We start from the raw sequence: 16629 nt of genomic DNA, 5'->3' as shown, positions 1-16629 counted from the left end.
CGGGAAGAGAGCAGTTCCTTAGCTCTTGGCTCCAGTCAAGACCGCGACATCTCGCTTACCGTCAAAGAGCCCCTCGAGTTCCTGGGCGAACCTATCGACAGCGGCATACTCGGTCGTGAACCGAATAGTAGCCAAATTCTGGAGATCAGCATCAGGCGTTGTCCAGACCTCCGAGGAAAGATCGACGTGCACGAGCAGCGTTCCACGGCTGTCGTATGGCTTAACAGCAATCCTGAGATGGCATTGCTCCAAACTTGCTGGATTCTCCTTGCTCCAGAAGCCACCTTCGATGAGCGCTGGAGTGGTCGCCGTCAGCGGAAAAGATCTGAGGGCGGCAACGAAAGTTCGTATCACGTCGTCTGGATTAAACCACGCTGCCCCCCCGAGCCGAGAATTCACCTGATTTCACTGTCGCGATGATCTTGCCAGTCCCATCATCATCGGCCTCATAAGCGATCCGCAATTCCGATGCATTCATTCAGCGAACTCCAATAACGCCTCTGCGATAGTTGCACCGCATTGCATCGGTTCGGAAAAGCGTACACGCTTGGACGGCAAATAAAAAAGCGGCGCTTTTGGCGCCGCTTTTGAAAACTGCGATTTGGAGGAGTTACGCCGCTTCGGCGGACTTCTCCTCCACCGGACCAGAATCCTGGCCCTTGGCGTCGACGTCGCGGTCGACGAATTCGATCACGGCCATCGGGGCGTTGTCGCCGTAGCGGAAGCCGGCCTTGATGATGCGGGTATAGCCGCCTTGGCGGTCCTTGTAGCGAGGCGCCAGCGTGTCGAACAGCTTCTTGACCTGGTCGACGTCGCGCATTTCGGAGATCGCCTGGCGGCGCATGGCCAGCCCGCCCTTCTTGCCGAGGGTAACGAGCTTCTCGACGATCGGGCGCAGTTCCTTGGCCTTCGGCAGCGTGGTGACGATCTGCTCGTGCTTGATCAGCGCGGCGCACATGTTGGCGAACATCGCGCGGCGATGCTCGGCGGTGCGGTTGAGCTTACGATGAACCTTGCCGTGACGCATTGGTGTATTCCTTGATTTGTCTTCGTCGCGACGGTTCGTCGGACTTGTTGCTCAGGTGGGCTGCCTGCGTTCGCCCAGTGTGGCGAGTAGCGAATTTTCTATTCGCTATTCGCCACTCCCTATTCGCTCAGTAGTGATCCTCGAAGCGCTTGGCGAGCTCGTCGATGTTCTCCGGCGGCCAGCCCGGCACTTCCATGCCGAGATGCAGACCCATCTGGGCCAGCACTTCCTTGATCTCGTTCAGCGACTTGCGGCCGAAGTTCGGGGTGCGGAGCATTTCCGCTTCCGATTTCTGCACGAGGTCGCCGATATAGACGATGTTGTCGTTCTTCAGGCAGTTTGCCGAACGCACCGACAGCTCGAGCTCGTCGACCTTCTTGAGGAACGCCGGGTTGAAGGCGAGATCGGGGATGATCTCCTGCGCGACTTCCTTGCGCGGCTCTTCGAAGTTCACGAACACGTTGAGCTGATCCTGCAGGATGCGCGCGGCATAGGCCACCGCGTCCTCCGGCGAGATCGCGCCGTTGGTCTCGATCGTCATGGTCAGCTTGTCGTAGTCGAGGATCTGGCCCTCGCGGGTGTTCTCGACCTTGTAGGAGACCTTGCGCACGGGCGAGAACAGGCTGTCGACCGGGATCAGGCCGATCGGCGCATCCTCGGGCCGGTTGCGCTCGGCAGCGACGTAGCCCTTGCCGGCGGCGACCGTGAACTCCATGCGGATCTCAGCGCCCTCGTCCAGCGTGCAGATCTGCAGCTCGGGATTGAGCACCACGATGTCGCCGACTGTCTGGATGTCACCGGCGGTGACGACGCCCGGACCCGACTTCTTCACGACCATGCGCTTGGGGCCTTCGCCCTGCATCTTGATCGAGATGTCCTTGATGTTGAGCACGATGTCGGTGACGTCCTCGCGAACGCCCGCGATCGAGGAGAACTCGTGCAGCACGCCGTCGATGTGCACCGACTGCACGGCGGCGCCCTGCAGCGACGACAACAGGATGCGGCGCAGCGCGTTACCGAGTGTCTGGCCGAAACCGCGCTCGAGCGGCTCGGCGACGACGGTCGCAAACCGGGTCGCATCGCCGCCCGGCGTTACCTGCAGCTTGTTCGGTCGAATAAGTTCTTGCCAATTTTTCTGGATCGTCACTTTATCACCCCTTCGGGTCAATAGACCGGCCAGTCGATCTGCCTGCAGATCACTGGCGTTGGAGATCGCGGATCAGTCCGCGGAAAATTCCAAAAGCAATCGCGAGCGGCACAACCGCCCGCGACCAGATATCAAACGCGCCGGCGCTTGCGCGGACGGCAACCATTGTGCGGGATCGTCGTCACGTCGCGGATAGACGTGACGGTGAAGCCCGCGGCCTGCAGCGCGCGAAGCGCCGATTCGCGGCCCGAACCGGGGCCGGCAACTTCCACTTCCAGCGTGCGCATGCCGTGTTCCTGCGCCTTCTTGGAAACGTCTTCGGCCGCGACCTGCGCGGCATAGGGGGTCGACTTGCGCGATCCCTTGAAACCCATCGTGCCGGCCGAGGACCAGGCAATGGTATTGCCTTGCGCGTCGGTGATGGTGATGGTCGTGTTGTTGAAGGACGAATTCACGTGCGCGATGCCGGAGGCGATGTTCTTGCGTTCGCGACGGCGGACGCGGGTGGCTTCCTTGCCCATTACCTTAAAACCTTCCTGTGATCTCAAACGCCGCCGTACTGCCAGCGGCTACACCTAAAAACGCGAGTGGCGATTGGCGAGTAGCGAATAGATTTCTATTCGCCATTCCCTATTCGCAATTCGCCGAATTACTTCTTCTTGCCGGCGATCGACTTGGCCGGGCCCTTGCGCGTGCGCGCGTTGGTGTGGGTGCGCTGACCGCGCACCGGAAGACCGCGGCGATGACGCAGGCCGCGATAGCAGCCGAGATCCATCAGGCGCTTGATGTTGATGCCGGTCTCGCGGCGAAGGTCGCCTTCGACGAGATAGTCGCGGTCGATGACTTCGCGGATCTGCAGGACTTCCTGGTCGCTCAACTGGCTGACGCGACGATCAGCCGGGATCTTGACCTTCTCCATGATCTCGGACGCGTTCTTCTGGCCGATGCCATGGATGTACTGGAGCGCGATCAGAACGCGCTTGTTGGTCGGGATATTCACGCCGGCAATACGGGCCACGGACTTCTCTCCTGTCGCCGATCCCTCATGGATCGGGCTATGTTCTTGCTAACTCGGGCAGGTGTCCGCAAACGCGAACACGACGCCCTCCCCTCATCTCTTTCGGGGCCCGGCATCGTCATAAAACTATCCGACTTGGATGCGGGGCTTATTAAAGGATTCAACTCGGTTTCGTCAACCGCCTCTATCGCTTAGCTCGCTTTTTCGTGACCTTTTTGGCAGCCTTGCGGACGGTCTTTTGGGCCCCCGCGCCCCCTCGCCCTCTGGCCGCCGAAACGGCCTTCCGAGCAGTCTTCTTGTTGCCAGCCGCTTTGGCTCCCCTGGAGGCCGATTTGGCGGCCTTACGCGCCGTTTTGACGGCCTTCTTGGCGGTTTTGGCGGCCTTTTTGGCCGCTGGCCTGGCGGTCTTCCGTGCCTTGGCCTTCCGGGCCGGCGCCACCTTGGGTTCCAGCGCGCCGACAGCGGAGAGGATCCGGTTAACCTCCCGGGTTACCTGCTCGATGGTCATCATCCCGTCGACGGTCGCGAGCTTCCGCCGCTCGGAATAGTAGTGAATCAGCGGCTCGGTCTGCGACCGGTAGGCAGCGAGCCGTTTGGTCAGCACTTCCGGCGTGTCGTCAACACGCACCTCCTCGCCGCGCGCCAGCATCTCGGCGACGCGGGTTTCGACGCGCTGTAGCAGCGCGCTCTCATTGACGCGCAGTTCGACCACCGCGTCGAGCTTGAGATGCTTTTTCTTTAAGAGCTCATCCAGCGCCTCGGCCTGCGGTACGGTACGCGGGAACCCATCGAGGACGAAGCCTTTGGCCGCGTCCGGCTGATCGATTCTGTCAGAAATGATTCCGACTACGACGTCATCAGGCACAAGCTGGCCGTTTGCCATGAGGTCCTTGGCCTTCAACCCGACCGGCGTCTCGGCGGCCACAGCCGCGCGCAGCATCTCGCCGGTCGAGAGCTGCACAATCCCATAGCGCTGCACCAGCCGCTGTGCCTGGGTACCCTTCCCCGACCCCGGCGGTCCCAAAAGGATCAATCTCATGACTGCTCGCCCCCCGGCTTGGTGAGCGAAACACCGCACACCTTGTATTGAATTTCAGAGCGCTCCGCTGGTCAGCGGCGGCGGCCCCTCAGCTTGGATTTCCGGATCAGCCCCTCATACTGATGGGCCAACAGATAACCCTGCACCTGCGCCACCGTATCCATGGTCACGCTGACGACGATCAGAAGCGAGGTGCCGCCGAAATAGAACGGCACCGAGGCGTAGGAAATCAGGATTTCGGGAATCAGACACACGATCGCCAGATAGATCGCACCAAGCACCGTGATCCGCGACAGCACATAGTCGATATATTCCGCGGTGCGCTCGCCCGGGCGGATGCCGGGAATGAAACCGCCGTGCTTCTTTAGATTGTCTGCCGTCTCGGTCGGATTGAACACGATCGCGGTGTAGAAGAAGGCGAAGAACACGATCAGCGCCAGATAGAGGAACAGGAACAGCGGACGGCCGTGGCTGAGCTGGGTGTTGAGCCACTGGAACCATTCCGGCCCCTTGCCGGCGTTGAAGTTCGCAACCGTCGCCGGCAGCAGCAACAGCGACGAGGCGAAGATCGGCGGAATGACGCCCGAGGTGTTGAGCTTGAGCGGCAGATGCGAGGACTGCCCCTCGAACATCTTGTTGCCCACCTGGCGCTTCGGATACTGGATCAGAAGCCTGCGCTGCGCGCGCTCCATGAACACGATGAAGGCGATCACGGCGACCGCCATCACGATCACGATCAGGATCAAGCCGGTCGAGAGCGCTCCCTGGCGTCCCAGTTCGAGCATGTTGGCGAGCGCCGAGGGCAACTCGGCAACGATGCCGGCCAGAATGATCAGCGAAATGCCGTTACCGATGCCGCGCGAGGTAATTTGCTCGCCGAGCCACATCAGAAACATGGTGCCGCCGGTCAGCGTGATCGTGGTGGAAATCAGGAAGAACATCCCAGGCTCGCTGACCACGTTGCCGGCGCCCTGAAGTCCGATCGCGATGCCGTAGGCCTGAAACGTGGCGAGGATCACCGTGAGGTAGCGGGTATACTGGTTCAGGGTCTTGCGGCCCGCCTCGCCTTCCTTCTTCAAGGCTTCGAGCTTGGGCGATACCGTCGTCAGAAGCTGAATGATGATCGATGCCGAGATGTACGGCATGATGTTCAGCGCGAAGATCGCCATGCGGTTGATGCCGCCGCCGGCGAACATGTTGAACATGCCGAGAATGCCGCCGGCCTGCGACTTGAACACCTGCTCCCAGGCCGCGGGATCGATGCCGGGCAGCGGGATATAGGTACCGAGCCGATAAACAAGCAGCGCACCCAGCGTAAACCAGATGCGCTTCTTCAGTTCGTCGGCTTTGGCCAAAGCGCCGAAATTGAGGTTTGCCGCAAGTTGTTCTGCTGCTGAGACCATGTTCAGGCTTTCTCCCGCCGCCTCCCAGGCCGACGCCCCTTCCCGGGCAATCGGTAGACGCCGGACATTATTTGGTGCGCGGCTTCGATAAGTCCACCGGTCTATGCCCGCGATCAGGCGGGCATGACGCAGATGTTACGCCGCCTCGCCTTCCTTCTTGGCCGGGGCCAGGATCTTCACCGTGCCGCCGGCCTTCTCGACCGCCGCAACCGCGGACTTCGAGGCGCCGTGCACCTCGATCGCGAGCTTGGCCTTGAGTTCGCCGCGGCCGAGCAGCCGCAGGCCGTCCTTGGCACGGCGAATCACGCCGGCCTTCACCAGCGACTCGACGGTCACGGTTTCCTTGGTGTCGACCAGCTTGGCGTCGATCGCCTCTTGCAGCCGGTCGAGATTGATCTCGGCAAAGTCGAGCCGGAAGATGTTGTTGAAGCCGCGCTTCGGCAGGCGGCGATGCAGCGGCATCTGGCCGCCCTCGAAGCCCTTGATGCGCACGCCCGAACGCGCGGTCTGGCCCTTGCCGCCGCGGCCCGAAGTCTTGCCCTTGCCGGAACCGATGCCACGGCCGACGCGCATGCGCTTCTTGCGCGAGCCGGCGTTGTCGGCGATATCGCTGAGCTTCATCGCCCTGTCTCCTTACTTACTTCTCGCCGACGATGCGGACGAGATGTTGAACCTTGCTGATCATGCCGCGAACTTCAGGGGTGTCCTGCAGCTCGGCAACCCGGCCGATCTTGTTGAGCTTGAGGCCGATCAGCGTCGAACGCTGCGAGTGGTGGCGGCGGATCGCGCTGCCGGTCTGCTCGACCTTGATCGTCTTTGCGGCCTTGGCCATCGTCTTAACTCCAAAGAGCGCTTGAAATTCGCGCCGGTTATTCAGCCACCACTTCGGCGTCGCCGCCGACGCGGCGCGATTGCAGCGTGGACACCTTGATGTTGCGGCGCGCCGCAACCGAACGCGGCGAATCCTGATGCTTCAGCGCGTCGAAGGTCGCGCGAACCATGTTGTAGGGATTCGACGAGCCGATCGACTTCGCCACCACGTCCTGGATGCCGAGCGTCTCGAACACCGCGCGCATCGGGCCGCCGGCGATGATGCCGGTACCGGCCGGAGCGGCGCGCAGGTAGACGCGGCCGGCGCCGTGACGGCCGGCGATGTCGTGATGCAGCGTGCGGCCTTCGCGCAGCGCCACGCGCGTCAGATTGCGCTTGGCCGACTCGGTCGCCTTGCGGATCGCCTCGGGCACTTCGCGCGCCTTGCCGTGGCCGAAACCGACCCGGCCCTTCTGGTCGCCGATTACGACCAGCGCCGCAAAGCCGAAGCGCTTGCCGCCCTTGACGACCTTCGCCACGCGATTGATGTGGACGAGCTTGTCGACGAACTCGCTGTCGCGCTCCTCGCGATCCCTGCTCCGTTCGCGTCCGCCGCGTTCGCGTTCACCTGCCATGGTGTTTTCCAATCTTTAGGGGAAGAAAGCCCCTGTCCTCGTAATTATCCAAAACCGTTTCGTTAGAAGCTCAGTCCGCTCTCGCGGGCGGCGTCCGCGAGCGCTTTGACGCGCCCGTGGTAGAGATAGCTGCCGCGATCGAACACCACTTCCTTGACGCCGTTCTTCACGGCGCGTTCCGCCAGCAGCTTGCCGACGGCTTTGGCCGCATCGATGTTGGCGCCGGTGTTGCCGGCCTCGCGCATGGCCTTTTCCAGCGACGAGGCGGAAGCCAGCGTCTCGCCCTTCAGGTCGTCGATGACCTGGGCGTAGATGTGCTTCGACGAACGGAACACCGACAGACGCGGGCGTCCATTGGCGGACCGGCGCAGCGAGTTGCGCACTCGCTGCTTGCGCCGGGCATTCGTGACCTTGAGTGACATGACCGGCTCCGTTACTTCTTCTTGCCTTCCTTGCGGAAGATGAATTCATTGGCGTACTTCACGCCCTTGCCCTTGTAAGGCTCCGGCGGACGGTAGGCGCGGATCTCGGCGGCGACCTGCCCGACGCGCTGGGAATCGGTGCCCGAAATCGTGATCTCGGTCGGCTTCGGCACCGCGATGGTGATGCCTTCCGGGATCGCATAGACCACGTCGTGGCTGTAGCCGAGCGCGAGTTGCAGGTTCTTGCCCTGCATCGCGGCGCGATAGCCGACGCCGGTGATCTCGAGCTTCTTCTCAAAGCCCTTGGTGACGCCCTCGACCAGGTTCGCCACCTGCGCGCGCGCGGTGCCATACATGGCCTGCGCGCGATTGGTCTTGAACTTCGGCGCGACCTTGACCTCGCCCTTCTCGAACTTCACCTCGACGTCGTCATGCACGACGAACTGAAGCTGGCCCTTCGGCCCCTTCACCTTGACGGTCTGTCCCTCGACGGTCGCCGTCACACCGGACGGGATCGCCACAGGCCGTTTGCCAACACGTGACATGGCTAAAAATCCTTCCTCAGAACACCGTGAAGAGAACTTCGCCGCCCACATTCGCGTCTCGCGCGGCGTGGTCGGCCATGATTCCCTTCGGCGTCGACAACACCGAAATGCCGAGACCGTTGTTCACGCGCGGCAGGTTCTTCACCGAGGCGTAAACCCGGCGGCCCGGCTTCGAGACCCGCTCGATCTCGCGAATGACGGGCTCGCCGTCGAAATACTTCAACTCGATCTCGAGTTCGCTGCGGCCCGAAGCATGCTCCACGCTGGCATAGCCGCGGATATAGCCCTCGGCCTTCAGCACTTCGAGCACGCTGGCGCGCATCTTCGAGCCCGGGGTCGAGACCTTGGACTTCGAACGCATCTGCGCGTTGCGGATGCGGGTGATGAGATCGGAGATCGGATCGTGCGTTGACATCGTGACGACCCTCCTTACCAGCTCGACTTCACGAGCCCGGGAACCAGGCCCTTGGAGCCGAGTTCACGCAGCGCGATGCGGGAAAGCTTGTTCTTGCGGTAGTTCGAGCGCGGACGGCCGGTCAGTTCGCAGCGGTTGCGAATCCGCGTGGTCGACGAGTTGCGCGGCATCTGGGCGAGCTTCAGCGTCGCCGCAAACCGCTCTTCCATCGGCTTGGTCTTGTCGGCGATGATCGCCTTCAGCTTCGCACGCTGCGGGGCGGCGTTCTTGGCCATCCGCTTGCGCCGGTTGTTCTTCTCGATCGAACTCTTCTTTGCCATGCTTGGCTCCTGGGTTTCCGCGTTTGAGAGGCTTAGCTGCGTCTCACTGCCGGAACGGGAAATTGAATGCGGTCAACAAGGCGCGCGCCTCGTCGTCGGTCTTCGCCGTGGTGCAGACCGTGATGTCCATGCCGCGGGCTTCCGAAACCTTGTCGAAATCGATTTCGGGGAAAATGATGTGCTCCTTGAGGCCGAGCGAGTAGTTGCCGCGGCCATCGAAGCTCTTCGGATTGAGGCCACGGAAGTCGCGCACGCGCGGCAACGCCACGTTCACCAGGCGATCGATGAACTCGTACATCCGCGCTTTGCGCAGCGTGACCTTGCAGCCGATCGGCTGGTTCTCGCGCAGCTTGAAGGTCGCGATCGCGATCCGCGAATAGGTCACGATCGCCTTCTGGCCGGCGATCTGCGTCAGTTCGCCAGCCGCGGTTTCGGCCTTTTTGCGGTCGTTGACGGCGTCGCCGACGCCCATGTTGAGCACGACCTTGTCCAGCCGCGGCACCTGCATGACGTTGGCATAGCCGAACTGTTCGGTCAGCTTGCCGCGAATGCTCTTGTCATACTCCGCGCGCAGGCGCGGCACGTAAGCCGTATCAGCCATCGATCTCTGCTCCCGAGCTCTTGGCAACGCGTACCTTCTTGCCATCGGCCTGAATCTTGAATCCTATGCGGGTCGGCTTTCCGTCCTTGCCGACATAGGCGATGTTGGACAGGTGGATCGGCGACTCCTTGGAGATGATGCCGCCTTCCTGGTTCTGGGTCTGCTTCTGGTGACGCTTCACCATGTTGACGCCGCGCACCAACGCCTTGTTCTCGGCGGGGCGGACCTCGAATACTTCGCCGGTGCGACCCTTGTCGCGACCGGTCAGCACCATGACCTTGTCACCTTTCCGGATCTTGGCAGCCATCACAGCACCTCCGGCGCAAGCGAAATGATTTTCATGTGGTTCTTGGCGCGAAGCTCGCGCGGCACCGGCCCGAAGATACGGGTGCCGACCGGCTCCGACTGGTTGTTGATCAAGACGGCGGCGTTGCGGTCGAACCGGATAACCGAACCGTCGGCGCGGCGGATGTCCTTGCGGACGCGCACCACGACGGCCTTCATCACGTCGCCCTTCTTCACCTTGCCGCGCGGAATCGCTTCCTTGATCGACACGACGATAACGTCGCCCACGGTGGCATAGCGGCGCTTGGAGCCCCCCAGCACCTTGATGCACATGACACGGCGTGCGCCTGAATTGTCGGCCACGTCGAGGTTGGTCTGCATCTGAATCATTGATGCACCTCGTCCTCTTTCTGATGCGCTCGAATTAGCGCCTAAAATTTTCCCGATTACTCATCCGGCCAGGCCGAACGAATCTCAGGCGGTTTTCTTCTGTTCGCCCCGGACCACGGTCCAGCGCTTCAACTTCGAGATCGGCTTGCTCTCCTCGATCCACACCATGTCGCCCGGCTTGAACTCGCCGTTCTCGTCATGCGCGTGGTAGTTCTTGGAGCGGCGGATCGTCTTCTTGTAGATCGGATGGGTGAAGCGGCGATCGACGCGCACCACCACCGTCTTGGCTTGCTTGTCGCTGACGACCACGCCCTGAAGGGTACGTTTCGGCATAATACGGCCTCTTACTTCTTCTTCGCGCGAACCTGCGCGGCGATGGTCTTGATGCGGGCGATATCGCGGCGGGCTTCGCGCAGCCGCGAGGTGTTTTCCAACTGCCCGGTAGCGCGCTGGAAACGCAGGTTGAAGCGTTCCTTCTTCAGATTGAGGACGGCATCCTCCCTCTGGTCGTCGCTCATCGCGCGGATGTCTTCAACTTTCATCGGGGCCATGAGTGTTACTCCGCAATGCGCGCGACGAAGCGCGTCTTGATCGGCAGCTTGGCGGCGGCGAGCGTGAGCGCTTCCTTCGCGGTCTGCACGTTGACGCCGTCGATCTCGAAAATCACCCGGCCGGGCTTGACCCGCGCCACCCACAATTCCGGCGTGCCCTTGCCGGAACCCATGCGGACTTCGGCGGGCTTCTTCGACACCGGCACGTCCGGGAACACGCGGATCCAGACGCGGCCGGCGCGCTTCATGTGGCGGGTCAGCGCGCGGCGCGCGGCTTCGATCTGGCGGGCAGTGACGCGCTCGGGCGCCATCGCCTTCAGGCCGAACTGGCCGAACGACAACGTCGCACCCGAAGTCGCAACGCCGTGGATACGGCCCTTATGCGCCTTCCGGAACTTCGTTTTCTTTGGTTGCATCATGGCTTTGAGCCCTCAAACCTTCCTAATGTCTCACGCTGCGGCGGTGTCGCGGCGCGGACGCGCGGTATCGCCTTCGGCCATCTTCTTGTCCTGGGCCATCGGATCGTGCTCGAGGATCTCGCCCTTGAAGATCCAGACCTTGACGCCGCAGGTGCCGAACGTGGTGAACGCCGTCGCCACGCCGTAATCGACGTCGGCGCGCAGCGTATGCAGCGGCACGCGGCCCTCGCGATACCACTCCATGCGCGCGATTTCGGCGCCGCCGAGACGGCCCGAGCAGTTGATGCGGATGCCTTCGGCGCCAAGGCGCATCGCCGATTGCACCGCCCGCTTCATGGCGCGGCGGAAAGCGACGCGGCGCTCGAGCTGCTGCGCAATCGATTCGGCAACCAGGGTGGCATCGAGTTCGGGCTTGCGGATTTCGACGATGTTGATGACGACGTCGGAAGCCGTGATGTCGGCAACCCGCTTGCGCAGCTTGTCGATGTCGGCGCCCTTCTTGCCGATCACGACGCCCGGACGCGCCGAGTGGATCGTCACGCGGCACTTCTTGTGCGGACGCTCGATCACGATGCGGGCGACAGCCGCCTGCTTGAGCTCCTTGTGCAGGATCTCGCGGATCTTGACGTCTTCATGCAAGAGCTTGCCGTACTCGTTCTTGCCGGCGAACCAACGCGAATCCCACGTGCGGTTGATGCCGAGACGCAGTCCGATTGGATTGATCTTTTGACCCATCGTTTTCTCCTGCGCCGCTTTAAGCGCTTGCCTCGGCCTCGACCTGACGAACCACGATGGTCAGGTGCGAGAACGGTTTATAGATACGGCCCGAACGGCCACGGCCGCGGGGCGAAAAACGCTTCATGACGATGCCGTTTCCGACATGGGCCTCGGCGACGACGAGATCGTCGACCTCGAGGTCATGGTTGTTCTCGGCGTTCGCGATCGCCGATTCCAGGCACTTCTTGACGTCGACCGCGATCCGCTTGCGCGAGAACTGCAGGTCGGCGAGCGCAGCAGACGCCTTCCGGCCGCGGATCAACTGCGCGACAAGATTGAGCTTCTGCGGGCTGACGCGCAGCATCCGGGCGACTGCCTTGGCCTCGTTGTCCGCGAGGCTACGTTCGCGCTTTGGTTTGCTCATCGTCTATTCCTCAAGCCTTCTTGGCTTTCTTGTCGCCAGAGTGGCCATGGAAGGTACGGGTCGGCGAGAACTCGCCGAACTTGTGACCCACCATTTCCTCGTTGACCGAGACCGGCACGTGCTTCTGGCCGTTGTAGACGCCGAACACCAGGCCGACGAACTGCGGCAGGATGGTCGAGCGGCGACTCCAGATCTTGATGACGTCGTGACGGCCGGACGCGCGCGCAGCATCTGCCTTCTTGAGCAGAGAGGCTTCGACGAACGGGCCTTTCCAGACTGAACGAACCATGTCCGGCGTTCCTTACTTCTTCCGCTTGTGGCGGCTTAGGAGGATGAATCGATTGGTCGACTTATTCGAACGGGTCTTCTTGCCCTTGGTCGGCTTGCCCCACGGGGTAACCGGGTGGCGGCCGCCCGAGGTGCGGCCTTCGCCGCCGCCGTGCGGATGGTCGATCGGGTTCATGACGACGCCGCGGTTATGCGGACGCCAGCCCAGCCAGCGGGTGCGGCCGGCCTTGCCGATCGAAATGTTCATGTGATCGGGGTTCGACACCGCACCGATGGTGCCGCGGCAGCGGCCGTGCACCAGGCGCTGTTCGCCCGAGTTCAGGCGCAGAATGACGTATTCCTGGTCGCGGCCGACGATCTGGGCGTAGGTGCCGGCGGAACGGGCGATCTGGCCGCCCTTCCCGATCTTCATCTCGATGTTGTGGACGATGGTGCCGACCGGCATGTTGCCGAGCGGCATGACGTTGCCGGGCTTCACGTCGACATAGTTGCCGGCAACCACCGTGTCGCCCACGGCCAGCCGCTGCGGCGCCAGGATGTAGGCCTGCTCGCCGTCCTGATACTTGATCAGCGCGATGAACGCGGTGCGGTTCGGATCATATTCCAGCCGCTCGACGATGGCGGGCACGTCGACCTTGTTCCGCTTGAAGTCCACCAGGCGGTAGGCCTTCTTGTGGCCGCCGCCGCGGAAGCGCACGGTGATGCGGCCGGTGTTGTTGCGGCCGCCATTGCCGAGCTTGCCCTCGGTCAGCGCCTTCACCGGCTTGCCCTTGTAGAGCGCCGAACGGTCGACCATCACCAGTTGGCGCTGGCCCGGCGTCGTCGGATTGTATGTTTTCAATGCCATCGCTGTGTCGCCTTATAGTCCGGTGGTGACGTCGATGCGGTGGCCCTCTTCGAGGGTCACGACAGCCCGCTTGACGTCCGACTGCGAACCGAAATTGCCGCGGAACACCTTGGTCTTGCCCTTGCGGACCAGGGTGTTCACGCTCTTCACCTTGACGTCGAACAGCTTCTCGACGGCTTCCTTGATTTGCGGCTTGGTCGCCTTGCTGGCGACCTTGAACACGACCTTGTTGTGCTCGGACGCTACCGTCGCCTTTTCGGTGACGACGGGGGCTACGATCACGTCGTAATGGCGCGGATCGATATTCTTCATTTGAAGCGCGCCTCCAGCGCATCGACTGCCGCCTTCGTCAGCACGAGCTTCTGACGGCGCAGAATGTCGTAGACGTTGATGCCCTGGATCGGCAGCACGTCGATGTTCGGAATGTTGCGGGCCGCGGTCGCGAAACCGTTGTTGAGCTCGGCGCCGTCGATGATCAGCGCGTTGGTGAGCCCAAGGCCGTTGAAATGGCCGACCAGCGCCTTGGTCTTGGCTTCCTTGACCTGCGCGCTGTCGATCACGATCAGGCCGCCATCCTTGGCCTTCGCCGAGAGCGCATGCTTGAGCGCCAGCGCCCGCACCTTCTTCGGCAGGTCGGTCGCGTGGGAGCGAACCACCGGACCGAACGCACGGCCACCGCCGCGGAACTGCGGCACGCGGGCCGAGCCGTGACGGGCGCCGCCGGTGCCCTTCTGCTTGTACATCTTCTTGCCGGTGCGCCAGATTTCGGCGCGCCCCTTCGCCTTGTGCGTGCCGGCCTGGCGCTTGTTGAGCTGCCATTGCACGCAACGCTGGATGATGTCGGCGCGCGGCTCGAGACCGAAGATCGCGTCCGAGAGCTGGACCGATCCGGCTTCCTTACCTTCAAGCGTCGTGACTTTCAGTTCCATCTCACGCGCCCTCCTGCTCGGCCGGCGCAGCAGCAGCCTGCTCACCGCCAGCAACCCTAAACTTGCCGGGCTTCGGAGCTTCCTTCGGCAACGGCTTCTTCACGGCGTCGCGCACCGAGATCCAGCCGCCCTTGGAGCCGGGAACGGCACCCTCGACCAGGATCAGACCGCGCTCGACGTCGGTCTGCACCACACGCAAATTAAGCGTGGTGATGCGGTCGACACCCATGTGACCGGGCATCTTCTTGTTCTTGAAGGTTTTGCCGGGATCCTGACGTCCGCCGGTCGAACCGATCGAACGGTGCGAAACCGACACACCGTGGGTGGCGCGCAGGCCGCCGAAATTCCAGCGCTTCATGCCGCCGGCAAAGCCCTTACCAACCGAGGTGCCGGTGACGTCGACGAACTGACCGACCACGAAATGGTCCGCCTGGATCTCGGCGCCAACCGGAATCAGCGCATCTTCCGAGACGCGAAATTCGGCGACTTTCCGCTTGGGCTCGACCTTGGCCGCGGCAAACTGGCCGCGCTCCGCCTTCGGCAGATACACGGTCTTGCGGGTACCCGCACCGAGCTGCAGCGCGACGTAACCGTTCTTTTCGGTCGTGCGGTGGCCCAGCACCTGGCAATTGCCCAGCTTCAGCACGGTCACAGGGATGTGTTCGCCGGCCTCCGTAAAGACCCGCGTCATCCCGACCTTTTGTGCGATCACTCCGGAGCGCATCGGCGTGCTTCCTGTTCTTTCTGTCCGCTAAAGTCGGACGAGCTAAAAAATCTCAGAGCTTGATCTCGACGTCGACACCGGCGGCCAGATCGAGCTTCATCAAAGCGTCGACGGTCTGCGGGGTCGGGTCGACAATGTCGAGAAGGCGCTTGTGGGTGCGCATCTCGAATTGCTCGCGGCTCTTCTTGTCGACGTGTGGCGAACGGTTGACGGTGAACTTCTCGATGCGGGTGGGCAGCGGAATGGGTCCGCGAACCTGGGCACCGGTACGTTTCGCCGTGTTCACGATCTCGCGGGTCGACGTATCGAGGATTCGATGGTCGAACGCCTTGAGACGGATGCGAATATTTTGGCCGTTCATTGCCGTTTGTCTTTCTTTGTCGCGTAGGGCGAGTGGTGAGCGGCGAATAGCGAATGGAACTGGTCCACTCGCTACTCGCCATTCCCTATTCGCTTATTCGATGATGGCGGCGACGACGCCGGCGCCGACGGTGCGGCCGCCTTCGCGGATCGCGAAGCGCAGCTTTTCTTCCATCGCGATCGGCACGATCAGGTGCACTTCCATCGCGATGTTGTCGCCCGGCATCACCATCTCGGTGCCTTCGGGCAGGTGCACGACGCCGGTCACGTCGGTGGTGCGGAAGTAGAACTGGGGCCGGTAGTTGGTGAAGAACGGGGTGTGACGACCGCCCTCTTCCTTGGTCAGGATGTAGGCCTCAGCCTTGAACTTGGTGTGCGGCTTGACCGAACCCGGCTTCGCCAGCACCTGGCCACGCTCGACTTCCTCGCGCTTGGTGCCGCGGAGCAGCGCGCCGATGTTGTCGCCGGCCTGGCCCTGATCGAGCAGCTTGCGGAACATTTCGACGCCCGTGACGATGGTCTTCTGGGTGTCGCGCAGGCCTACGATTTCGATTTCCTCGCCGACCTTGATGATGCCGCGCTCGACACGGCCGGTGACGACGGTGCCGCGGCCCGAGATCGAGAACACGTCTTCCACCGGCATCAGGAACGGCTGGTCGACCGGACGCTCCGGCTGCGGAATGTATTCGTCGACATTGCGCATCAGCTCGAGGATGGCGTCGTGGCCGAGCTTCTTGTCCTTGTCTTCGAGGGCGGCGAGCGCCGAGCCCTTGATGATCGGGATCTTGTCGCCCGGGAATTCATACTTCGAGAGCAGTTCGCGAACTTCGAGCTCGACGAGCTCGAGCAGCTCCGGATCGTCGACCATGTCGCACTTGTTCAGGAACACGACGAGCGCGGGGACGCCGACCTGACGGGCGAGCAGAATGTGCTCGCGGGTCTGCGGCATCGGGCCGTCGGCCGCCGACACGACCAGAATCGCACCGTCCATCTGGGCGGCGCCGGTGATCATGTTCTTCACATAGTCGGCGTGGCCGGGGCAGTCGACGTGGGCATAGTGGCGGTTCTTCGTCTCATACTCGACGTGAGCGGTCGAGATGGTGATGCCGCGCGCCTTCTCTTCCGGCGCCTTGTCGATCTGGTCGTACGCCGTGAACGTCGCACCGCCGGTTTCAGCCAGCACCTTGGTGATCGCTGCGGTCAGCGATGTCTTGCCATGGTCGACGTGACCGATGGTTCCGATGTTGCAGTGCGGTTTAGTACGTTCAAACTTTGCTTTGGCCATTTGACTCTCCGTTCAGTCGTTAGCTTGC

At 62.4% G+C, this 16629-nt stretch carries 28 protein-coding genes; all 28 read right to left on the bottom strand.

Annotation, left to right across the window (positions count from 1 at the left end):
• Positions 1–610: 610 nt before the first annotated feature.
• Positions 611–1027, bottom strand: coding sequence for a 50S ribosomal protein L17 (gene rplQ / locus V1278_RS18830; protein WP_028349036.1), 417 nt, complete (start codon positions 1025–1027; stop codon positions 611–613).
• A gap of 127 nt (positions 1028–1154) precedes the next feature.
• Positions 1155–2195 (bottom strand): DNA-directed RNA polymerase subunit alpha, encoded by a 1041-nt coding sequence (locus V1278_RS18825; RefSeq protein ID WP_176722005.1) that lies wholly within the window; start codon positions 2193–2195, stop codon positions 1155–1157.
• A gap of 110 nt (positions 2196–2305) precedes the next feature.
• Positions 2306–2695: a 30S ribosomal protein S11 gene (gene rpsK / locus V1278_RS18820; protein WP_006021048.1), complete on the bottom strand. Its 390-nt coding sequence runs from the start codon at positions 2693–2695 to the stop codon at positions 2306–2308.
• A 128-nt stretch (positions 2696–2823) separates the two neighbouring features.
• Entirely contained in the window at positions 2824–3192 is a 369-nt protein-coding gene (gene rpsM / locus V1278_RS18815; RefSeq protein ID WP_028349038.1) for a 30S ribosomal protein S13, read from the bottom strand.
• 184 nt (positions 3193–3376) lie between these two features.
• On the bottom strand, positions 3377–4231 hold the full coding sequence (locus V1278_RS18810) for an adenylate kinase (RefSeq protein WP_334363354.1): 855 nt from the start codon (positions 4229–4231) through the stop codon (positions 3377–3379).
• 71 nt (positions 4232–4302) lie between these two features.
• Positions 4303–5634 (bottom strand): preprotein translocase subunit SecY, encoded by a 1332-nt coding sequence (secY, locus tag V1278_RS18805; RefSeq protein ID WP_334363355.1) that lies wholly within the window; start codon positions 5632–5634, stop codon positions 4303–4305.
• Between the two features lie 135 nt (positions 5635–5769).
• Entirely contained in the window at positions 5770–6255 is a 486-nt protein-coding gene (gene rplO / locus V1278_RS18800; RefSeq protein ID WP_028349041.1) for a 50S ribosomal protein L15, read from the bottom strand.
• Positions 6256–6271: 16 nt separating this feature from the next.
• Entirely contained in the window at positions 6272–6466 is a 195-nt protein-coding gene (gene rpmD / locus V1278_RS18795) for a 50S ribosomal protein L30 (RefSeq protein WP_028349042.1), read from the bottom strand.
• Positions 6467–6503: 37 nt separating this feature from the next.
• The gene (gene rpsE / locus V1278_RS18790; RefSeq protein WP_028349043.1) at positions 6504–7079 is read right to left on the bottom strand and encodes a 30S ribosomal protein S5; all 576 of its coding nucleotides are present in this window, start codon (positions 7077–7079) and stop codon (positions 6504–6506) included.
• Between the two features lie 62 nt (positions 7080–7141).
• Positions 7142–7501, bottom strand: a complete 360-nt coding sequence (rplR, locus tag V1278_RS18785; protein WP_057843589.1) for a 50S ribosomal protein L18 — start codon at positions 7499–7501, stop codon at positions 7142–7144.
• Positions 7502–7512: 11 nt separating this feature from the next.
• Complete coding sequence (gene rplF, locus V1278_RS18780) at positions 7513–8046, bottom strand: 50S ribosomal protein L6 (protein ID WP_028349045.1); 534 nt, start codon at positions 8044–8046, stop codon at positions 7513–7515.
• A 16-nt stretch (positions 8047–8062) separates the two neighbouring features.
• Entirely contained in the window at positions 8063–8461 is a 399-nt protein-coding gene (rpsH, locus tag V1278_RS18775) for a 30S ribosomal protein S8 (RefSeq protein ID WP_028349046.1), read from the bottom strand.
• Positions 8462–8475: 14 nt separating this feature from the next.
• A complete protein-coding gene (gene rpsN, locus V1278_RS18770) occupies positions 8476–8781 on the bottom strand; it encodes a 30S ribosomal protein S14 (RefSeq protein WP_028349047.1) in 306 nt (101 codons plus the stop codon).
• 43 nt (positions 8782–8824) lie between these two features.
• On the bottom strand, positions 8825–9382 hold the full coding sequence (gene rplE, locus V1278_RS18765; protein WP_057843585.1) for a 50S ribosomal protein L5: 558 nt from the start codon (positions 9380–9382) through the stop codon (positions 8825–8827).
• Positions 9375–9689 carry a 50S ribosomal protein L24 gene (gene rplX / locus V1278_RS18760; RefSeq protein WP_334363358.1) on the bottom strand — a complete coding sequence of 105 codons (315 nt, stop codon included), beginning with the start codon at positions 9687–9689 and terminating at the stop codon, positions 9375–9377. The genes rplE and rplX overlap by 8 nt, the downstream gene beginning before the upstream one ends.
• A complete protein-coding gene (gene rplN / locus V1278_RS18755; protein ID WP_011473865.1) occupies positions 9689–10057 on the bottom strand; it encodes a 50S ribosomal protein L14 in 369 nt (122 codons plus the stop codon). The genes rplX and rplN overlap by 1 nt, the downstream gene beginning before the upstream one ends.
• 84 nt (positions 10058–10141) lie before the next feature.
• Positions 10142–10390 carry a 30S ribosomal protein S17 gene (gene rpsQ / locus V1278_RS18750; protein WP_028349050.1) on the bottom strand — a complete coding sequence of 83 codons (249 nt, stop codon included), beginning with the start codon at positions 10388–10390 and terminating at the stop codon, positions 10142–10144.
• Positions 10391–10401: 11 nt separating this feature from the next.
• The gene (gene rpmC, locus V1278_RS18745) at positions 10402–10608 is read right to left on the bottom strand and encodes a 50S ribosomal protein L29 (RefSeq protein WP_028349051.1); all 207 of its coding nucleotides are present in this window, start codon (positions 10606–10608) and stop codon (positions 10402–10404) included.
• Positions 10609–10613: 5 nt separating this feature from the next.
• Positions 10614–11027, bottom strand: coding sequence for a 50S ribosomal protein L16 (rplP, locus tag V1278_RS18740; RefSeq protein WP_057843582.1), 414 nt, complete (start codon positions 11025–11027; stop codon positions 10614–10616).
• 30 nt (positions 11028–11057) lie between these two features.
• Positions 11058–11762 (bottom strand): 30S ribosomal protein S3, encoded by a 705-nt coding sequence (rpsC, locus tag V1278_RS18735; protein WP_057843581.1) that lies wholly within the window; start codon positions 11760–11762, stop codon positions 11058–11060.
• Between the two features lie 19 nt (positions 11763–11781).
• Positions 11782–12168 (bottom strand): 50S ribosomal protein L22, encoded by a 387-nt coding sequence (rplV, locus tag V1278_RS18730; protein WP_028349054.1) that lies wholly within the window; start codon positions 12166–12168, stop codon positions 11782–11784.
• Positions 12169–12178: 10 nt separating this feature from the next.
• A complete protein-coding gene (gene rpsS, locus V1278_RS18725) occupies positions 12179–12457 on the bottom strand; it encodes a 30S ribosomal protein S19 (RefSeq protein WP_025588653.1) in 279 nt (92 codons plus the stop codon).
• Positions 12458–12469: 12 nt separating this feature from the next.
• Positions 12470–13303, bottom strand: coding sequence for a 50S ribosomal protein L2 (rplB, locus tag V1278_RS18720; RefSeq protein WP_334363359.1), 834 nt, complete (start codon positions 13301–13303; stop codon positions 12470–12472).
• 12 nt (positions 13304–13315) lie between these two features.
• Entirely contained in the window at positions 13316–13615 is a 300-nt protein-coding gene (locus tag V1278_RS18715; RefSeq protein ID WP_028349056.1) for a 50S ribosomal protein L23, read from the bottom strand.
• Positions 13612–14232, bottom strand: a complete 621-nt coding sequence (rplD, locus tag V1278_RS18710; RefSeq protein WP_213286279.1) for a 50S ribosomal protein L4 — start codon at positions 14230–14232, stop codon at positions 13612–13614. Before rplD ends, V1278_RS18715 begins: the two co-directional genes overlap by 4 nt.
• Before the next feature lies 1 nt (position 14233).
• A complete protein-coding gene (rplC, locus tag V1278_RS18705; protein WP_057843579.1) occupies positions 14234–14956 on the bottom strand; it encodes a 50S ribosomal protein L3 in 723 nt (240 codons plus the stop codon).
• A gap of 52 nt (positions 14957–15008) precedes the next feature.
• Complete coding sequence (gene rpsJ, locus V1278_RS18700) at positions 15009–15317, bottom strand: 30S ribosomal protein S10 (protein ID WP_002712302.1); 309 nt, start codon at positions 15315–15317, stop codon at positions 15009–15011.
• A 93-nt stretch (positions 15318–15410) separates the two neighbouring features.
• Entirely contained in the window at positions 15411–16601 is a 1191-nt protein-coding gene (gene tuf, locus V1278_RS18695) for an elongation factor Tu (protein WP_161855313.1), read from the bottom strand.
• Positions 16602–16629: the final 28 nt, after the last annotated feature.

The sequence above is a fragment of the Bradyrhizobium sp. AZCC 1577 genome (assembly GCF_036924575.1).
In the GTDB taxonomy this organism is placed as follows: domain Bacteria; phylum Pseudomonadota; class Alphaproteobacteria; order Rhizobiales; family Xanthobacteraceae; genus Bradyrhizobium.
Note: the sequence above shows the minus strand (reverse complement) of the source record. Positions and strands in the feature narration are given on the sequence as shown.